Origin of the sequence: Cobetia sp. QF-1 (assembly GCF_002213105.1) — a bacterium.
Classification (GTDB): domain Bacteria; phylum Pseudomonadota; class Gammaproteobacteria; order Pseudomonadales; family Halomonadaceae; genus Cobetia; species Cobetia crustatorum.
In genome coordinates, this window is sequence record NZ_NBVS01000012.1 from 1 (window position 1) to 18,225 (window position 18,225).

Below are 18,225 nucleotides of genomic sequence, written 5' to 3' on the forward strand. Positions count from 1 at the left end.
AGGCTGGGTGTGGAAGCACAGCAATGTGTTGAGCTAACCAGTACTAATTGCCCGTGAGGCTTGACCATATAACACCCAAGGGGTTTGCGCAGGCAAACGCCGGGATTGCGACACACGCAAGTGTGGTCGGACCGACATATCGGTCAGCATGATTCATATTGCGAGTCGCGAGGCCCACAAGCCTTGAGACTCAGGTGCAGCAATGCACCACCGTTTCGCCTGACGACCATAGCGAGCGTGAACCACCCGATCCCATGCCGAACTCGGAAGTGAAACCGCTTAGCGCCGATGGTAGTGTGGAGTTTCTCCATGCGAGAGTAGGTCATCGTCAGGCACCTATACTGAACCCGCCCCTGTAGCCTTGCTGCAGGGGCGGTTCTCTTTGTGCGCAGAAAAAGTCAGTGCGCAGGAACACGCCAGGCCGAGCAAGAATACTGAACGCGAGTGCACCTGAATGCTTTCGTGATACACCGCCCCTGTCGCCACTGCGATAGGGGCGGTTTGCGTTTATGGGGACTGGTTTTTGTTTACAGCACTGTGAGGGCTGGTTGTCGGACTTGGCATGAGTCGCTCGAGGAAATGGCGTACTCTTCGTGCAATGATACCCCGATGACAGGGCAGGCAATGGACGAGTTAATGGTAATAGGCGCCGTATTGGTACTGTTTGTACTGAGTGGCGCGCTCATGGGCTGGCTCAGCATGCTGAGAGTCAGGGGGTTGGAGCGCCGTCTCCGTCAGGTGGAGGGAAAGCTCTCACGCTCGACACACTCTGTTATGCACAGCAGGGGCGCATTACCAGGTGTGGATAAGTCAGGGCGCTCTCAGTCAGCAGAGTCAGCTCCATCACCATTAGCCTCGCCGGTATCTGGGTTATCCACGACAGTATCGAATGAGAGTGATCGCACCTTAGGTAATGACAGGGCTTCCCCGCAGGAAGCTGCTGGTGGAAGAATTGATTCACCTCGTCCTGCTGCAGAAAATTCTCCCTTCAATGCTCTGCTGAAGCGTTTGTTGTATGGGGCTTCCGGAGCTGCTGTCCGTGCTGAGCAGAATCCAGATAATACTGAAGGTTACAAGTCAGATCGAGGTGGCGCGTATAGCTACACTGCTCGACTCATCACATTAGTGCGCGAGCACTGGATGATATTGATAGGTGCACTATCGCTAGTGATGGCTGGCGTATTGTTGGTGGGCTATTCCCTTGACCAGGGTCTGCTGGGACCTGGAGTGCGGCTGGTGCTTGGTCTGGGCTTCGGGGTGATCATGACAGTACTCGCCGAATGGCTCCGGCTCCGAACGAATCAGTCATCCAGTCTGACAGGGGCTATCAGCGCTGCCGGTAGCTTGGTCATGGCTGCCAGCTTGCTTGCCGGTCACTATCTTTTGGCGTTGATCTCGTTGCCGATGACCTTCTTTGTGCTTGCCACGCTCAGCCTTTGGACGATGGAGCGAGCCCGCCATCATGGTCCGTGGTTAGCAGCTCTTGGCATGCTGGGAGGTTATGCGTTGCCGCTAGCCTTGCCTGTTCAGGCAATGTTGGGGAATTCAGGAAATTTGTTGTTGCTTGGTCATGTTGGTGTGATTGCCCTGGCATGCCGACTCCTCTATCAGCAGGTCGCGGTAAGCTGGCTGTATTGGGGAGGATTGATGGGTGCGGTGGCATGGTGGTTCATGTTGAACCCAGCAGATCTGGGGGTGTTTGAAACACGCATGTTGGGCAGCGTGTGGCTGGGTGTGCTGGCACTCGCATATCTGCATTCGTGGAAAAGCACGTTATCTCTCCAAGCGGAGCAGCAGGAAGAAGTGATGACCCGTGAGGAAGCTTGGTGCCCATGGCAGGTCAGTACAGCGCTACGCCGCCAATGGCTCGCCGGTGCCCTGCTTGGTGTTACCACTGCCTTGAGCCTATGGATTCAGTCCATTGGGGCAAGCAGCTTGGCGGGTGATGTGCCGGGTATCGTCATCAATGACATGAGCTGGGGCATGATCGGAGTGCTTCCGATGCTGGTTATTGCCGGGGTATCTCGCCGACACGCGGTGTTGTGGTCCATGCTCTTGATCAATGTTGTGCTCTGGTTGCTGGTCTGGGCTCTTGCGCTGTCGCCGACGAGCGGTATCGAAGCCATCGGCTGGCCGCTACTGATAACCCTGACGCTACTGATCCTGGCGCGGCTGAAGCTGGCGAGCGCCACTAGTGCAGTACACCTTCGCTTAATGGGGGCCTGCTGGTGGGCACTGGCTACACTAACGCCACTGTTGGCATGGGCGCTGGCGACTTGGCAGGGAGCAACCCCCGGAAGTACTGAGCAAGCAGGGCATGAAATACTGCTCAATGGAGCACTGCCGCCGCTGATCTGGGGGCTTATCTGCTGGGTAGGCGCTAATCGCTTTCATGCCAAGGAGGGGGTGCAGCTTGCCGCAGGGCTTTGGCTGCCGGCCCAGTTTGGTATTTTCCTGTCACTGGTGACCGGACTGGAAGGCCCGTCACTAACACTGGCGTTGGCATTGCAGCTGCTTGGATTGACAGCCTGTGAGTGGCGCTGGTGGCGGAGCCAGCAGAGTGAGGTTAATGCAGGGCGTTCATTGTTCGCCGAGTTGTCGAGGTTGCTGGCCTGGGGGCTGGTGCTGCGTTTGATGTATGAGGTCGCTACGGATGGCTATGTTGGTGTCGCGCACTGGCCCCTGCAGATCTTCCTGCCGGTATTGCTGTGCGTCACCCTTGCCAGTTACGGCATGCGTCATCGCCCGCGTATCCAGCGCTGGCTGGAAGGAGTCGTCGTCCAGCTCATGCTTGCCACGGCGGTATTGGAGATTCGTTACCTGCTGACGGAGGGGCATCCTTTCAGTGGTGAGTTGTCGCTACCGGAGCTTTCCTTGCAGGTACTAGCGCTCGCAGGTGTGGCGGCAGGCTATACATGGCGTGCTCGTGGCGTGGGTGCCGGTGCCCGTCTGTATCGTGCGCTTGCACTTGGTGTCGGTGGTTTGGTGGTGCTCATATGGCTGGGCGGTGTCATCATGATGTTCAATCCGTTGTGGCATGACGGTGACGTTGGCCGCTGGCCGCTGCTGAATTGGTTGCTGCCTGCTTATGGGCTGCCGGCAGTATCGGCGGCACTCGTATGGCGTCTTATACCGCAAGAGGCTCGTTCACGACGTTTGTGCGAAGGGATGGGCCTGCTCTCCGCTAGCTTGTGGCTTGGCTTGAATTTACGCCACTACTGGCACGGAGGAGAGCTTGGGCTATGGTACGGCGTCGTACCGGCAGAGCTTTATGCCTATAGCTTGACGTTGTTGTGTGTCGCCGCGGCGCTTGTAATGAGTGGTGCCAGGTTGCAGCAGTTACATTGGCAGCGGGTAGGGCAAGGTGTACTGATTCTAGCTGTCATCAAGGTAGGGATATGGGATACCGCGACCCTTGAAGGGTTATGGCGGGCAGGGTCGTGGCTTGGTCTGGGTACGGCATTGATGCTGTTAGCGGGCCTATTCAAGCGTCTCGCAGGAGCGGGGGGAAGTGGTAAAGGCAAGAATTCATGAATTGTCAGGCAACTTTGGTCGTTGTTCTTGGCTTGCAAGCCTCTGAATCCGATAGAATGTGGCCTTTTACACAGGGACACGCCTCGCATGACTATCCGTGATCTCATTCGCCTACTTGGAGATGGTGGTTACCACTCTGGAGAGGCCCTGGGCGAAGAGCTCGGGGTGTCGCGTACGGCGGTCTGGAAACAGCTGAAAAAGCTGGAAGCACTTGATATCCCGCTCGAAGCCGTCAAGGGGCTCGGTTATCGTCTCGCGCACCCTATTGAGCTGCTGGATGGACAGTCCATTATCGAAGCGCTGCCGCGAGAAACGCGTAAACGTCTGACGCGTCTGTTCGTCGAGGAGTCGGTAGAGTCCACCAATACCTTCCTGCGTGAGCGGTTTCGTCAGGGAGCGGGCCACGCTGAAGTCTGTCTTGCGGAAGTTCAGTCTGCTGGGCGAGGCCGTCGCGGGCGCGAGTGGCAGACCCCTTGGGGGCGCAGTCTGGTCTTTTCGCTGGGTTGGCGTTTTGAATCGGGCGCCTCCTCTCTGGAAGGGTTGAGCTTGGCCATCGGTGTGGTAGTCGCTGAAATGCTGGAGAGCGACGGTTTGCCGGCGCGCTTAAAGTGGCCAAATGATGTTCTTTTGCAGATTCAGAAGGATCAGCCCAAGATTGCCGGCATTCTGGTCGAAGTGACCGGGGATGTTTCGGGTCCTTGTGATGTAGTGATTGGTATCGGGTTGAACATCGAGTTGCCGGCGAGTCATCGCGAGGATATCGGGCAATCGGTCACGGCGGTACGTGACATCATCCCGGGGGCTTCACGCAACGCTTATGCGGCTCGCCTGATGGAGTCGCTGCTGGCCCTGTTGCCTGAGTTCGAAGCTGAAGGGTTTTCTGCCTGGCAGCAGCGCTGGAATGAGCGCAATGCGTTCAAGGGGCGCGATGTGGTGATTTTGCGAGGCGACAAGCGGGAGGAAGCCATCGCTGAAGGTGTGGATATCAACGGAAATCTCGAGGTGCGCATGAATGGCGAAACCATCACACTCGCCGGTGGCGAGATCAGTCTGCGCGCTGTCTCATGATTCTGGATCTTGATATCGGCAACACCTTGTCCAAGTGGCGTCTCAAGGACACTGTCTCCAGCGAGATCCGCTCACGCGGCGCAGTATGGACCCGTGAAGAGTGGCGTCCAGGGGAGGATATTCCCGATCTGGACGTCGTCACGGCAGTGCGCATTTCCAGCGTGGCGCGTAAGCAAGTGTTGGACGAGACAGTGACCTTGTTACGTAATCAAGTGGGGGCAGTGCATGTTGCTCGTTCTACGCGTGAAGCACTCGGAGTTACCTGCGGCTACGAAGAGCCTCAACGTCTTGGAGTTGATCGTTGGCTTGGGGCGCTGGCTGGGCACCATCTGACGGGAGGCTGTTGCAGTGTCGACTGTGGAAGTGCCATCACAGTGGACTTCGTCCTGCCGGGTGGGCGTCACCTTGGTGGCTACATCATCCCAGGACTGCGCCTGATGAAAGAAAGTCTCAAGCTGGGAACGCGCAATGTCGCCATCGACCCTGATAGCGAGGTCGACAGCTTATTGGCGCCCGGCCGCAACACCGTCGAAGCTGTCAATCATGGCATCTATATGGCTGCGGTCAGTGCGGTTAATCGGTTGTATGCTGAAGTTTGCGACCGTGAGGGCGTAGCCTTGCCGCTACTGTTGACAGGAGGCGATGCGCGAGTGGTTGCGCGCGGCCTGCGTGTCCCGCACGCTTTATGGCCGGATATGGTCTATGCAGGGCTCGAGGCGCTATACCCATTGACGGCTGCCGAGCGTGCGGGCCGCCTTTCCGGTGCGCCAGAATTGCCACGCGTAGCAGACTTGGAAAAAATTCGCTCGGGACTTGCACTGACCCAAATGCTTTGACATACTACGCCCCGTTCTGAGGCGATACATTCCCTCAAGCGCTTGAAGTGAAAGAAAATCAAGCACTTGACAGCGTATTGCAAGCGACGTAAGATTTGTCGCCAGAGATGGTGGGGTTCCCGAGTGGCCAAAGGGAGCAGACTGTAAATCTGCCGCGAAAGCTTCGAAGGTTCGAATCCTTCCCCCACCACCAGATTCGCTTATGATGCTTCGTGCATCAGGGCAGCAAGAGTTGGAAAGCGGGCATAGTTTAATGGTAGAACCTCAGCCTTCCAAGCTGATGACGCGGGTTCGATTCCCGCTGCCCGCTCCAGTTCATCTCGCAGTGCGAGAGTGATGCAAGGTTTTGCTCGTGTAGCTCAGGGGTAGAGCACACCCTTGGTAAGGGTGAGGTCGGCGGTTCAAATCCGCCCACGAGCTCCATACAATGAAGAAGGCGAGTCGCTGGTTGGCTCGTCTTTTTTGTTTCCGACGACCTCCCAGGTCGCGGTCAAAGATAAGGCTTGTCAGTTTGGGTTGTCTCAGCTATGATGGCGCCCGCTGTTAAATCAGCCTTGTTTTTAGTCTCTGGAACACGCAAGTGTTACAGGCCAGTAGCTCAATTGGCAGAGCAGCGGTCTCCAAAACCGCAGGTTGGGGGTTCGATTCCCTCCTGGCCTGCCATCCTTCCCCAGGATGGTATCGACTTCTTACCGATTCTCGATTCTAGCGATCGCTGCACCCTTGAGGAGTCTCTTTTGATGAAACAGAACGCCGAGGTGCAGGAAGCGCGCCACGACGGATTCAAGTGGTCGGTCGTCGTCATTCTTCTTGTGCTGGCTGTCGCCGGCAACGCCTATTTTGCTGACCAAGCGCTGCTTTATCGCGTGCTTGGCGTCGTCGTGCTTGGCGTTGCAGCGACCGCTTTGGCTATCACGACCAACAAGGGCCGTGATGTTGTTGAGCTGGCAAGTAGTGCGCGCCGTGAGATCCAGCGCGTCGTTTGGCCGACCCGACAGGAAACTGTCCAGACAACTGCCATCGTGCTGGGTGCCGTGCTTATCGTGGGCCTGTTGCTATGGCTCATCGATACCACCCTCGGCTGGCTGATGTCCGGCATCGTCAGTTAACGGAGTTTCCATGTCCAAGCGTTGGTATGTCATACACGCCTATTCCGGTTTCGAAAAGCAGGTGCTGCGTTCGCTTACTGAGCGAGTGAAGCTTTATGCCATGGAAGATCATTTCGGTGAGATCCTGGTACCTGTAGAAGAAATCGTCGAAATGCGTGACGGCAAGCGCCGCAAGAGCGAGCGCAAGTTCTACCCGGGCTATGTGCTGATCGAAATGGAAATGAATGATCAGTCCTGGCACATGGTGAACGAAACCCCGCGCGTCATGGGTTTCATCGGTGGCACTCCGGAAAAGCCGGCAGCGATCACCCAGAAAGAAGCGGATGCCATGCTGCAGCGTGTGCAGGATGGTACCGATAAGCCGCGGCCGAAGACGCTCTTCGAGCCGGGCGAGACTGTTCGTGTCACCGATGGTCCGTTCGCGGACTTCAACGGCGTCGTCGAAGAGGTGAATTACGAGAAGAGCCGTCTGCAGGTCAGTGTGCTGATCTTTGGGCGTGCTACGCCGGTGGAGCTCGAGTTTTCTCAGGTAGAGAAAGATTAATCTTCGGATTATGACATCTTGCTGAGTATGAGCATCGCGGCAACATGACGGGTCGCCTGAGGCGGCCCGGTTTTACGGGGAGCCGCAAGGCGCTACCACCCATACTGGAGTCTTATCATGGCTAAGAAAGTTAATGCTTACATCAAGCTGCAGGTTGCAGCCGGTAAAGCAAATCCGAGTCCGCCCGTAGGTCCTGCCCTCGGTCAGCACGGTGTCAACATCATGGAGTTCTGTAAAGCGTTCAATGCCGCTACCCAGAACATCGAAGTCGGTCTTCCGACTCCTGTGGTCATCACTGTGTATTCTGATCGCAGCTTCACTTTCGTCACCAAGACGCCGCCTGCGGCCGTCCTGTTGCTGAAAGCAGCTGGCATCAAGTCTGGTTCTGGCGAGCCGAACAAGAAGAAGGTCGGTACTGTGACCCGCGCTCAGCTGGAAGAGATTGCGGCCACCAAAGAGCCGGACCTGACAGCTTCCAATCTGGATGCTGCTGTTCGTACTATCGCTGGTACTGCCCGTAGTATGGGCCTGAACGTGGAGGGTCTTTGATCATGGCTAAAATTTCAAAGCGCACCCAGGCAATCAACGAGAAAGTTGAAGCTGGCAAGGTCTACAGCGTTGAAGAAGCTGTCGCTCTGCTGTCCGAGCTATCTACCGTCAAGTTCAAAGAGACCATCGAAGTCGCTTTGAATCTGGGTGTTGATCCGCGTAAATCTGATCAGGTTGTTCGCGGTGCTACCGTTATGCCCAACGGCACTGGTAACGATGTGCGCGTCGCGGTCTTCACTCAAGGCGCTAACGCTGAAGCAGCGAAGGCAGCTGGTGCAGATATCGTCGGCATGGATGACCTCGCCGAGCAGGTCAAGAAAGGCGTGATGGACTTTGACGTCGTCATCGCTTCTCCGGATGCCATGCGCGTCGTCGGTCAGCTGGGTCAGATTCTTGGTCCGCGCGGTCTGATGCCGAACCCGAAAGTTGGTACTGTGACGCCGGACGTTGCAACTGCCGTCAAGAATGCCAAAGCAGGTCAGGTTCGCTTCCGTACCGATAAAAACGGCATCATTCATGCTGGTATCGGCAAGACTGACTTCAGTGCTGACTCTATTCAGGGTAACATTGATGCATTGGTCGCCGAAGTCAAGAAGCTCAAGCCGAGCACTTCCAAGGGTATCTACCTGAAGAAGATTTCCCTGTCCAGCACTATGGGCCCGGGTCTGACCGTCGATCACGCCAAGTACGCGTAAGGCAGTCACAGAATGTTTCACTTTGCGGTCCCCGTGCTCAGCCGCGGGGCGCCGTCAAAGACCGCAGGCGCTGGTCTCGTTACTTCGGTATCTAGGCTGGCTTAATCGTGATGTGATGCTTGCATTACTCGTAGCCTGCGCAGATGGTGTCCCAGCCTTGCTGGTGGCAACCATCATCCAAGACTCTCCCGCGCACCACAGGTGAGAGAGATGGTAAACCACTAGGGAATTCGTTCCCTGGCACGAAATGGAGTCAACACCGTGGCTTTAGGTCTCGAAGACAAGAAGGCAATTGTTGCTGAGGTCACCGAAACCGCCAAGGGTGCTCTCTCCGTAGTCGCTGCCGACTCTCGTGGTGTTACTGTTGGCGCAATGACCGAATTGCGTAAACAGTGCCGCGAAGCGGGCGTCCAGCTACGTGTTGTTCGCAACACGCTAGCTCGTCGTGCGCTGTCCGGTACCTCTTATGAGGTGCTGAATGAGTCCTTCGTCGGCCCGACCCTGCTTGCATTCTCCATGGAACACCCGGGCGCTGGCGCTCGTTTGTTCAAGGAATTTGCCAAGAAGGTCGAGGCATTCGAAGTCAAGGCATTAGCCTACGAAGGCGAGTTCATCCCGGCGGCGAACATTGACCGTCTGGCATCTCTGCCGACTCGCGATGAAGCACTGTCCAAGCTGCTGTCTGTCATGAAGGAAGCTTCTGCAGGCAAGCTGGTCCGTACTATCGCAGCACTGCGCGATCAGAAGCAGGAAGCCGAAGCCGCTGCGTAAGCTGCGCTTCTCCCTCCTCGCTGTCTCGTGCAGCCTGAATCGATTTCCGTTTGACTGAGCATCTTTGCTCCGCAAAGTTTAGGATTGCTAAAATGGCACTGACCAAAGAAGACATCATCAACGCCGTCGCTGACATGACCGTCATGGAAGTGGCTGAGCTGATCGAAGCAATGGAAGAGAAATTCGGCGTTTCTGCCGCTGCCGCTGTCGCTGCTGGCCCGGCTGCTGCTGAAGTTGTTGAAGAGCAGACTGAATTCGACCTCATTCTGACCGCTGCTGGTGACAAGAAAGTTAACGTCATCAAGGCTGTTCGTGAGCTGACCGGTCTGGGTCTGAAAGAAGCCAAGGCAACTGTCGACGGCGCTCCGGCTACTGTGAAAGAAGCCCTGAGCAAAGACGAAGCTGAAGCTGCTAAGACGAAATTGGAAGAAGCTGGCGCGACCGTGGAACTCAAGTAACACGTGTTCCAAGCTGCGCACGCTGCGTAAGCTTCCAGGCTGGTGGCGGACTCCGCCGCCAGCCTTTTTCTGTTGCAAGATGAATTATGACGGCGAGCCAGCCCGCAAGGGAGGCTTGCCGTCCGCGCCTGATGGACATCGCCGCGCCATCAGGATGAGCCGACCACGCATCGGTCACCCAAGGTGAACAAGCTGGGGAATACAGATGGCTTACTCATACACTGAGAAAAAACGCATCCGCAAGGATTTTGGCAAACTGCCCCAAGTGATGGATGTGCCTTACCTGCTGGCCATCCAGCTTGATTCCTACCACGACTTTCTCCAGCAGGACAGGGCGCCAGAACAGCGCCTGGAAGTCGGCCTTCACGCTGCCTTCAAGTCCGTGTTCCCGATTGCCAGCTTCTCTGGCAACGCAGCGCTCGAGTATGTCAGCTACCGTTTCGGTACGCCGGCGTTCGACGTCAAGGAATGTCAGCTGCGCGGAGTAACCTACTCTGCACCGCTGCGCGTGAAAGTGCGCCTGATGATCTATGACAAAGAATCGTCAAACAAGGCGATCAAGGACATCAAGGAGCAGGAAGTCTACATGGGGGAAATCCCCCTGATGACAGAGAACGGTACCTTCGTTATCAATGGTACTGAACGTGTCATCGTGTCTCAGCTTCACCGCTCGCCGGGTGTGTTCTTCGACCATGACAAGGGCAAGAGCCACTCCTCCGGCAAGCTGCTGTATTCGGCACGTGTGATTCCTTACCGCGGTTCCTGGTTGGACTTCGAGTTTGATCCGAAGGACAACGTCTACGTCCGTATTGACCGTCGTCGTAAGCTGCCGGCCTCCGTGTTGTTGCGTGCCATGGGCATGACCAGCGAAGAGATCCTCGGTGCCTTCTTCGATACTACGATGTACAACATCGAGCGCAGCGGTTTCTCCGTTGAGCTGGTGCCGTCGCGTCTACGTGGCGAGACTGCAGCCTTCGATATCAAGGATACCGATGGCAGTGTGATCGTGGAGGAAGGTCGTCGTATCACCCAGAAGCACATCCGTCAGATAGAAGCGTCCGGCCTCAAGCAACTCGAAGTGCCGATGGACTATCTGTATGGCAAGGTGTTGGCCAAGGATCAGATTGATTCGGCCACGGGTGAGTTGGTATGCGAAAGCAATAGCGAGATTACCCCGGAATTGTTGGAGAAAATGGCTCAGGCCAAGATCACCCAGTTCGAGGTTATCTACACCAATGATCTGGATTGCGGACCGTTTGTTTCCGACACGCTGAAGCTGGATGGTACGCGTAATCAGCTTGAAGCTCTGGTCGAGATTTACCGCATGATGCGTCCGGGCGAGCCGCCCACCAAGGACGCTGCAGAGTCACTGTTCCAGAACCTGTTCTTCAACGAAGACCGCTACGACTTGTCGGGCGTTGGTCGTATGAAGTTCAACCGTCGCCTGCGTCGTGAAACCGACACTGGTAGCGGTGTGCTGGGTCAGGATGACATTCTGACGGTCATGCAGGAATTGATCAGCATCCGTAACGGTAATGGCGATGTCGATGACATTGATCACCTGGGCAACCGTCGTATTCGCTCTGTAGGCGAAATGGCGGAAAACCAGTTCCGTGTCGGTCTGGTGCGCGTCGAGCGTGCGGTCAAGGAGCGTCTCTCCATGGCCGAGAGCGAAGGCCTGATGCCACAGGATCTCATCAACGCCAAGCCGGTTGCGGCAGCGGTGAAGGAATTCTTCGGTTCCAGCCAGCTCTCCCAGTTCATGGATCAGAACAACCCGCTGTCCGAAGTGACGCACAAGCGTCGTGTCTCGGCACTTGGCCCGGGTGGTTTGACCCGTGAGCGTGCCGGCTTCGAAGTGCGTGACGTTCACGCTACTCACTACGGCCGCCTGTGCCCGATCGAGACACCTGAAGGCCCGAACATCGGTCTGATCAACTCGCTGGCGACCTACTCCAAGACCAACAGTTATGGCTTCCTTGAGACGCCGTACCGCAAGGTCGTGGATTGTCAGGTCACCGACGATGTTGTCGATCTGTCCGCGATCGAGGAGGGCGATTTCATCATCGCTCAGGCCTCGGCGACCGTCGACGAGAATAATCGTCTGGTAGATGCCCTGGTTCAGGTGCGTCACCGTGGTGAGACCACCTTCATGGCGCCCGAAAAGGTGACCATGATGGATGTATCGCCGCGTCAGGTTGTTTCTGTCGCAGCTGCGCTGATCCCGTTCCTCGAGCACGATGATGCTAACCGTGCCCTGATGGGTGCGAACATGCAGCGTCAGGCCGTTCCGACACTGCGTGCTGATAAGCCGCTCGTCGGTACTGGCATGGAGCGCTTCGTGGCGCGTGACTCCGGCGTCTGTGCCGTGGCACGTCGTGGCGGCCTCATCGACTCTGTCGATGCCAAGCGCATCGTGGTACGTGTGCGGGAAGAAGAAATCATCGGCGGTGAAGCTGGCGTTGATATCTACAACCTGACCAAGTACGTACGTTCTAACCAGAACACCTGTCAGAACCAGCGTCCGATCGTTCGTCCGGGTGATGAAGTCGCCATTGGCGACATCCTGGCCGACGGTCCGTCCGTCGACATGGGCGATCTGGCACTCGGTCAGAACATGCGTCTGGCGTTCATGCCCTGGAACGGCTTCAACTTCGAGGATTCCATCCTGTTCTCGGAGCGTGTGGTGCAGGAAGATCGCTTCACCACGATCCACATCCAGGAACTGACCTGTGTCGCACGTGACACCAAGCTCGGGCCGGAGGAAATCACTTCCGATATTCCGAATGTCGGCGAATCTGCACTCTCCAAGCTGGATGAGTCTGGTGTTGTCTACATCGGTGCCGAGCTGAACCCGGGCGACATCCTGGTCGGCAAGGTCACGCCGAAGGGTGAGACCCAGCTGACGCCGGAAGAGAAGCTTCTACGTGCCATCTTTGGTGAGAAGGCGTCTGACGTCAAAGACACCTCTCTGCGTGCTCCTACCGGCATGAAGGCCACCGTCATTGACGTTCAGGTCTTCACCCGTGATGGCGTCGAGAAAGATGCGCGTGCACTGTCTATTGAGCAGATGCAGCTCGCTGAGGTCCGCAAGGATCTGCAGGAAACCTACCGCATTGCGGAAGAGGCGACCTTCGAGCGTATGCAGCGCAACTTGATGGGCCAGGCCGTCAACGGTGGTCCGAAGCTCAAGAAGGGCGACGTGCTGACTGATGACTATCTTGAGTCACTGCCGCGTCAAGAGTGGTTCAAACTGCGTCTGCAGGATGAAGCACTCAACGAGCTGCTGGCTCAGTCCGATGAGCAGCTTGAGATTCGTCGTCGCGAGATGGATGAGCGCTTTGAAGACAAGAAGCGCAAGCTCACTCAGGGTGATGACCTGGCACCAGGCGTACTCAAGATCGTCAAGGTATACGTTGCCGTGAAGCGTCGTATCCAGCCGGGCGATAAAATGGCTGGCCGTCACGGTAACAAGGGTGTCATCTCCGCCATCATGCCGGTAGAAGACATGCCGTTTGATGATTCTGGCGAGTCGGTTGATGTGGTTCTGAACCCGCTGGGTGTACCGTCGCGCATGAACGTCGGTCAGATCCTCGAGACTCACCTCGGCATGGCCGCGCGTGGTCTTGGTGTGAAGATCGAGCACATGCTGCGCGAGGAGCGTGCCGAGCAGGTCAAGCAGATCCGCGAGTTCCTCGACAAGGTGTACAACACTGTCGGTGGCCGTCAGGAAGACCTGTCTGTGCTCAGCGATGATGAAATCATCTCCATGGCCCATAATCTGAAGAAGGGTGTGCCGATGGCAACGCCGGTCTTCGATGGTGCCAAGGAGCATGAGATCAAGCAGCTGCTCACGCTGGCTGGCATCCCGGATTCCGGTCAGATGGACCTCTACGATGGCCGCACCGGCGAGAAGTTCGATCGCAAGGTGACCGTCGGTTACATGTACATGCTCAAGCTCAACCACCTGGTGGATGACAAGATGCATGCGCGTTCTACCGGCTCCTACTCCCTCGTCACACAGCAACCGCTGGGTGGTAAGGCGCAGTTTGGTGGTCAGCGCTTCGGTGAGATGGAGGTCTGGGCCCTCGAGGCGTATGGCGCTGCCTACACCCTCCAGGAGATGCTCACGGTCAAGTCCGATGATGTGGAAGGCCGTACCAAGATGTACAAGAGCATCGTAGATGGCGATCACACTATGCAAGCGGGCATGCCCGAATCCTTCAACGTGCTGGTGAAGGAAATCCGCTCGCTGGGTATCGACATGGAGCTGGAAGGCTGACGCCGAAAAGCCACAAGTTTGACGGTCCGCAAAGCCTGGTGTCAGCAGCCAGGCTTTGCCCATGACAACTCCGCAGCGGAGCGACCCATGAAAGATTTGGTGAAAGTTCTCAAATCACAGGCGCAGTCCGAAGAATTCGACGCTATCAAGATTACGCTAGCGTCACCGGACATGATTCGCTCGTGGTCTTTTGGTGAAGTGAAAAAGCCTGAAACCATCAATTACCGGACATTCAAGCCGGAACGTGATGGTCTTTTCTGTGCCAAGATCTTTGGTCCGGTAAAGGACTATGAGTGCCTGTGTGGCAAGTACAAGCGGATGAAGCATCGTGGCATCATCTGTGAAAAGTGTGGCGTAGAAGTGACCAAGGCGGCTGTTCGTCGTGAGCGTATGGCTCACATCGAACTGGCGAGCCCGGTCGCGCATATCTGGTTCCTGAAATCACTGCCGTCTCGTATCGGCATGCTGCTCGATATGACATTGCGTGATATCGAGCGCGTACTGTATTTCGAAAGCTTCGTGGTCATCGATCCGGGCATGACGACTCTTGAAAAGGGTCATCTGCTCAACGATGAGCAGTACTTCGAAGCGCTGGAAGAATTTGGTGATGACTTCGATGCCCGCATGGGCGCCGAAGCTATCAAGGCGCTGCTTGAAGACATCGAGCTGGAAGAAGAGGTCGAGCGTCTGCGTGAAGAGATCCCGCAGACCAACTCCGAGACCAAGATCAAGAAGCTTTCCAAGCGCCTCAAGCTGCTGGAAGCCTTTTACTATTCCGGCAACAAGCCGGGTTGGATGATCATGGAAGTGTTGCCAGTGCTGCCGCCGGACTTGCGTCCGTTGGTACCGCTGGACGGCGGCCGTTTCGCGACCTCGGATCTGAACGATCTGTATCGTCGTGTGATCAACCGTAACAACCGTCTCAAGCGTCTGCTTGATCTCAATGCGCCGGATATCATCGTGCGCAACGAGAAGCGCATGCTGCAGGAATCCGTGGATGCATTGCTCGACAACGGTCGTCGCGGTCGTGCCATCACCGGTTCCAACAAGCGTCCGCTGAAGTCGCTGGCCGACATGATCAAGGGTAAGCAGGGTCGTTTCCGTCAGAACCTGTTGGGTAAGCGCGTCGACTACTCTGGTCGTTCTGTTATTACCGTGGGCCCGACACTTCGTCTGCACCAGTGTGGTCTGCCGAAGAAGATGGCACTTGAACTGTTCAAGCCGTTCATCTACGCCAAGCTGCAAGCGTCTGGTCATGCCAGCACCATCAAGGCTGCCAAGAAGATGGTCGAGCGCGAAGCCCCGGAAGTCTGGGATTTCCTCGCCGATGTCATCCGTGAGCACCCGGTGTTGTTGAACCGTGCCCCGACTTTGCACCGTTTGGGTATCCAGGCGTTCGAGCCGTTGCTGATCGAAGGCAAGGCCATCCAGCTTCACCCGCTAGTCTGCGCTGCGTACAACGCTGACTTTGATGGTGACCAGATGGCTGTTCACGTGCCGCTGACGCTGGAAGCCCAGCTGGAATCGCGCGCGCTGATGATGTCGACCAACAACGTGCTGTCGCCGGCCAACGGCGAGCCGATCATCGTGCCGTCTCAGGACGTCGTGCTGGGTCTGTACTACATGACCCGCGAGAAGATCGGTGCCAAAGGTGAAGGCATGGCCTTCGCGAATCTGGGTGAAGTGGAGCGTGCCTTTGGCACCCATAACGCTCACCTGCACGCGATGGTCAAGGTACGTCTGACCGAAACGCTCAAGGATGAAGAGTCCGGTGAGCTGTACGAGAAGGTCTCCCTGCATGACACTACCGTCGGTCGGGCGCTGCTGTTCCGCATCCTGCCGAAGGGTATGCCGTTCGAGCTGATCAACCAGGTGATGAAGAAGAAGGCCATCTCCGGATTGATCAACGAGGCATATCGTCGCGTGGGTCTGAAGGACACCGTCATCTTTGCTGATCAGCTGATGTACACCGGTTTCCGTCTTGCAACGTGGTCTGGCGCCTCTATCGGTGTCAACGATTTCGTTATTCCGGACGCGAAGAAGGTCATCATCGACGCAGCCGAAGATGAAGTGAAAGAAATCGAGAACCAGTTCTCCTCCGGTCTTGTGACCGCGGGTGAGAAATATAACAAGGTCATCGATATCTGGGCGCGTGCCAACGACCGCGTTGCCAAAGAGATGATGGCGGGTATTTCGAAAGAGACCGTCATCAACTGGAAGGGCGAAGTTGTCTACGGTGAAGATGGTAAGCCGTTGGAGCAGGACTCCTTCAACAGCGTCTTCATCATGGCTGACTCCGGTGCGCGTGGTTCTGCTGCTCAGATCCGTCAGCTGGCCGGTATGCGTGGCTTGATGGCTAAGCCGGATGGCTCGATCATCGAGACGCCGATCACCGCTAACTTCCGTGAAGGTTTGAACGTACTCCAGTACTTCATCTCGACTCACGGTGCCCGTAAGGGTCTGGCGGATACGGCTCTGAAGACCGCCAACTCTGGTTACCTGACGCGTCGTCTGGTCGATGTTGCCCAGGATCTGGTCATCACCGAAGTCGATTGCGGCACCCAGGAAGGCTTGATTCTGCACCCGGTCATCGAAGGTGGCGACATCATCGTCCCGCTGTCTCAGCGTGTGCTGGGTCGTGTCGTGGCGCAGGACGTGATTGATCCGACCTCTGACGATGTGTTGATCGCTCGCGGTACGTTGCTGGATGAAGCTTGGTGTGCACAGCTCGATACCATGGGTGTCGACGAGATCATCGTGCGTACTACCATCGGCTGTGAAACTGTGCACGGTGTCTGTTCGTCCTGTTATGGACGTGATCTGGCACGTGGCCATCAGGTCAATGTCGGTGAAGCCATCGGCGTCATCGCGGCACAGTCCATTGGTGAGCCGGGTACCCAGCTGACTATGCGTACCTTCCACATCGGTGGTGCCGCATCGCGGGCCTCTGCCGTGGATAGTGTTCAGGTCAAGCATGGCGGCAAGGTGCGTCTGCATAACATCAAGTCGGTCGAGCGTGCTGATGGCAAGTTGATTGTCGTTTCGCGTTCCAGCGCCTTGGCTGTGGCAGATGATCACGGTCGTGAGCGTGAGTTCTATAAGCTTCCGTATGGTGCTGAACTGTCCATACGTGATGGCGACCCGGTTGCATCCGGTCAGTCTGTTGCTAAGTGGGATCCGCACACCCACCCGATTGTCGCGGAAGTCGCGGGTCAGGTGCAGTTCACTGATATGGAGGATGGTCAGACCATCAACCGCACCACCGATGAGATGACAGGCTTGTCCTTCATCGAGATCATCGAAAGCGCCTCACGCCCGTCCGCGGCTCGTGATAAGCGTCCGATGATCATGCTGGTGGATGACAGTGGTCAGCACGTGACTCTGCCGGGCTCCAATACGCCGGTCCAGTACCTGCTGCCGGGTAATGCTGTTGTTTCCGCCGAGAATGGAGCGACTGTCGGCGTCGGTGACGTTATCGCACGTATTCCGATGGAAGCGACTAGTAACAAGGACATCACCGGTGGTCTGCCGCGCGTTGCCGACCTGTTCGAAGCACGTCGTCCGAAGGAACCGGCTATTCTTGCCGAAATCTCCGGTACTGTGACCTTCGGCAAGGAAACCAAAGGCAAGCGTCGTCTGACCATCACCCCGACTGAAGGTGATCCGTTCGAGTTGTTGATCCCGAAATGGCGCCAAATCAGCGTCTTTGAAGGGGAGACGGTCGAGAAGGGGGAAGTTATCTCCGATGGCCCGAGTAATGCACACGATATTCTGCGCCTGCTCGGTGTTGCGGAAATGACCAAGTACATCACTACTGAGGTCCAGGAGGTTTATCGCCTTCAGGGCGTTGGCATCAATGATAAGCACATTGAAGTTATCGTGCGTCAGATGCTGCGTAAGGTAGAGATTACTGACTCTGGTGATTCCACCTTCATCACCGGCGACCAGGTGGAATACGCCCGTGTCGTTGAACAAAATTTGCGTCTCGAGGCTGATGGCAAGTTCTTGGCCAAGTTCGACCGCATCCTGCTCGGTATCACCAAGGCGAGCCTGGCAACCGAATCGTTCATCTCCGCGGCATCCTTCCAGGAAACCACGCGAGTTCTGACCGAAGCGGCTGTTACCGGCAAGCGCGATTATCTCCGTGGTCTGAAGGAGAACGTCGTGGTCGGTCGCCTGATTCCGGCGGGTACTGGCCTGGCTTATCATGATGAGCGTCGCCGCCGTCGTGATGGCCTGCCACTCGCACCGGCCCCGTCGGCACAGGACGTTGAGCAGGAGCTGGGTGCCCAGCTCACCGCGCTCGACGCGGACGACGACGACCTCTGAGGTCTTGCAACCCCGTCGTCTCTGGCGGCGGGGTTGACGCCCTTGTGGCC

The 18,225-nt window shown here is 56.7% G+C and carries 11 protein-coding genes, 4 tRNA genes and 1 rRNA gene; all 16 read left to right on the forward strand.

The genetic code is table 11. The features are described from left to right. Positions 1–218: 218 nt before the first annotated feature. Positions 219–334 (forward strand): 5S ribosomal RNA (gene rrf / locus CFN46_RS16015). A gap of 806 nt (positions 335–1,140) precedes the next feature. After that, positions 1,141–3,534, forward strand: a complete 2,394-nt coding sequence (locus tag CFN46_RS16020; protein ID WP_176426511.1) for a DUF2339 domain-containing protein — start codon at positions 1,141–1,143, stop codon at positions 3,532–3,534. An 87-nt stretch (positions 3,535–3,621) separates the two neighbouring features. Continuing rightward, a complete protein-coding gene (locus tag CFN46_RS16025) occupies positions 3,622–4,602 on the forward strand; it encodes a biotin--[acetyl-CoA-carboxylase] ligase (protein ID WP_024950640.1) in 981 nt (326 codons plus the stop codon). Further along, entirely contained in the window at positions 4,599–5,438 is an 840-nt protein-coding gene (locus tag CFN46_RS16030) for a type III pantothenate kinase (RefSeq protein ID WP_088744153.1), read from the forward strand. The genes CFN46_RS16025 and CFN46_RS16030 overlap by 4 nt, the downstream gene beginning before the upstream one ends. Positions 5,439–5,547: 109 nt before the next feature. Beyond that, a tRNA-Tyr gene (locus CFN46_RS16035) sits at positions 5,548–5,631 on the forward strand. Between the two features lie 46 nt (positions 5,632–5,677). Further along, a tRNA-Gly gene (locus CFN46_RS16040) sits at positions 5,678–5,751 on the forward strand. Positions 5,752–5,786: 35 nt separating this feature from the next. Further along, positions 5,787–5,861 (forward strand) — tRNA-Thr (locus tag CFN46_RS16045). Between the two features lie 164 nt (positions 5,862–6,025). After that, positions 6,026–6,101: transfer RNA gene (locus CFN46_RS16050), tRNA-Trp, on the forward strand. 77 nt (positions 6,102–6,178) lie between these two features. Further along, a complete protein-coding gene (gene secE, locus CFN46_RS16055; protein WP_024950641.1) occupies positions 6,179–6,547 on the forward strand; it encodes a preprotein translocase subunit SecE in 369 nt (122 codons plus the stop codon). Between the two features lie 10 nt (positions 6,548–6,557). Continuing rightward, complete coding sequence (gene nusG / locus CFN46_RS16060) at positions 6,558–7,091, forward strand: transcription termination/antitermination protein NusG (protein WP_024950642.1); 534 nt, start codon at positions 6,558–6,560, stop codon at positions 7,089–7,091. A 117-nt stretch (positions 7,092–7,208) separates the two neighbouring features. After that, positions 7,209–7,640, forward strand: a complete 432-nt coding sequence (gene rplK, locus CFN46_RS16065) for a 50S ribosomal protein L11 (RefSeq protein ID WP_024950643.1) — start codon at positions 7,209–7,211, stop codon at positions 7,638–7,640. Positions 7,641–7,642: 2 nt separating this feature from the next. Further along, the gene (gene rplA / locus CFN46_RS16070; protein ID WP_024950644.1) at positions 7,643–8,335 is read left to right on the forward strand and encodes a 50S ribosomal protein L1; all 693 of its coding nucleotides are present in this window, start codon (positions 7,643–7,645) and stop codon (positions 8,333–8,335) included. 261 nt (positions 8,336–8,596) lie between these two features. Next, complete coding sequence (gene rplJ, locus CFN46_RS16075; RefSeq protein WP_088744154.1) at positions 8,597–9,106, forward strand: 50S ribosomal protein L10; 510 nt, start codon at positions 8,597–8,599, stop codon at positions 9,104–9,106. 92 nt (positions 9,107–9,198) lie between these two features. After that, on the forward strand, positions 9,199–9,564 hold the full coding sequence (rplL, locus tag CFN46_RS16080) for a 50S ribosomal protein L7/L12 (protein WP_088744155.1): 366 nt from the start codon (positions 9,199–9,201) through the stop codon (positions 9,562–9,564). Between the two features lie 205 nt (positions 9,565–9,769). Further along, positions 9,770–13,846 carry a DNA-directed RNA polymerase subunit beta gene (rpoB, locus tag CFN46_RS16085; RefSeq protein WP_024950646.1) on the forward strand — a complete coding sequence of 1,359 codons (4,077 nt, stop codon included), beginning with the start codon at positions 9,770–9,772 and terminating at the stop codon, positions 13,844–13,846. Positions 13,847–13,933: 87 nt separating this feature from the next. Next, on the forward strand, positions 13,934–18,175 hold the full coding sequence (rpoC, locus tag CFN46_RS16090; RefSeq protein ID WP_088744156.1) for a DNA-directed RNA polymerase subunit beta': 4,242 nt from the start codon (positions 13,934–13,936) through the stop codon (positions 18,173–18,175). Positions 18,176–18,225 lie beyond the last annotated feature (50 nt).

Excerpts from the sequence above, each read along its gene's own strand:
- rplA (WP_024950644.1), top strand. The coding sequence starts at position 7,643 with ATGGCTAAAATTTCAAAGCGCACCCAGGCAATCAACGAGAAAGTTGAA.
- secE (WP_024950641.1), top strand. The coding sequence starts at position 6,179 with ATGAAACAGAACGCCGAGGTGCAGGAAGCGCGCCACGACGGATTCAAG.
- rplK (WP_024950643.1), top strand. The coding sequence starts at position 7,209 with ATGGCTAAGAAAGTTAATGCTTACATCAAGCTGCAGGTTGCAGCCGGT.
- CFN46_RS16030 (WP_088744153.1), top strand. The coding sequence starts at position 4,599 with ATGATTCTGGATCTTGATATCGGCAACACCTTGTCCAAGTGGCGTCTC.
- rpoC (WP_088744156.1), top strand. The coding sequence starts at position 13,934 with ATGAAAGATTTGGTGAAAGTTCTCAAATCACAGGCGCAGTCCGAAGAA.
- rpoB (WP_024950646.1), top strand. The coding sequence starts at position 9,770 with ATGGCTTACTCATACACTGAGAAAAAACGCATCCGCAAGGATTTTGGC.
- CFN46_RS16025 (WP_024950640.1), top strand. The coding sequence starts at position 3,622 with ATGACTATCCGTGATCTCATTCGCCTACTTGGAGATGGTGGTTACCAC.
- nusG (WP_024950642.1), top strand. The coding sequence starts at position 6,558 with ATGTCCAAGCGTTGGTATGTCATACACGCCTATTCCGGTTTCGAAAAG.
- CFN46_RS16020 (WP_176426511.1), top strand. The coding sequence starts at position 1,141 with ATGATATTGATAGGTGCACTATCGCTAGTGATGGCTGGCGTATTGTTG.
- rplL (WP_088744155.1), top strand. The coding sequence starts at position 9,199 with ATGGCACTGACCAAAGAAGACATCATCAACGCCGTCGCTGACATGACC.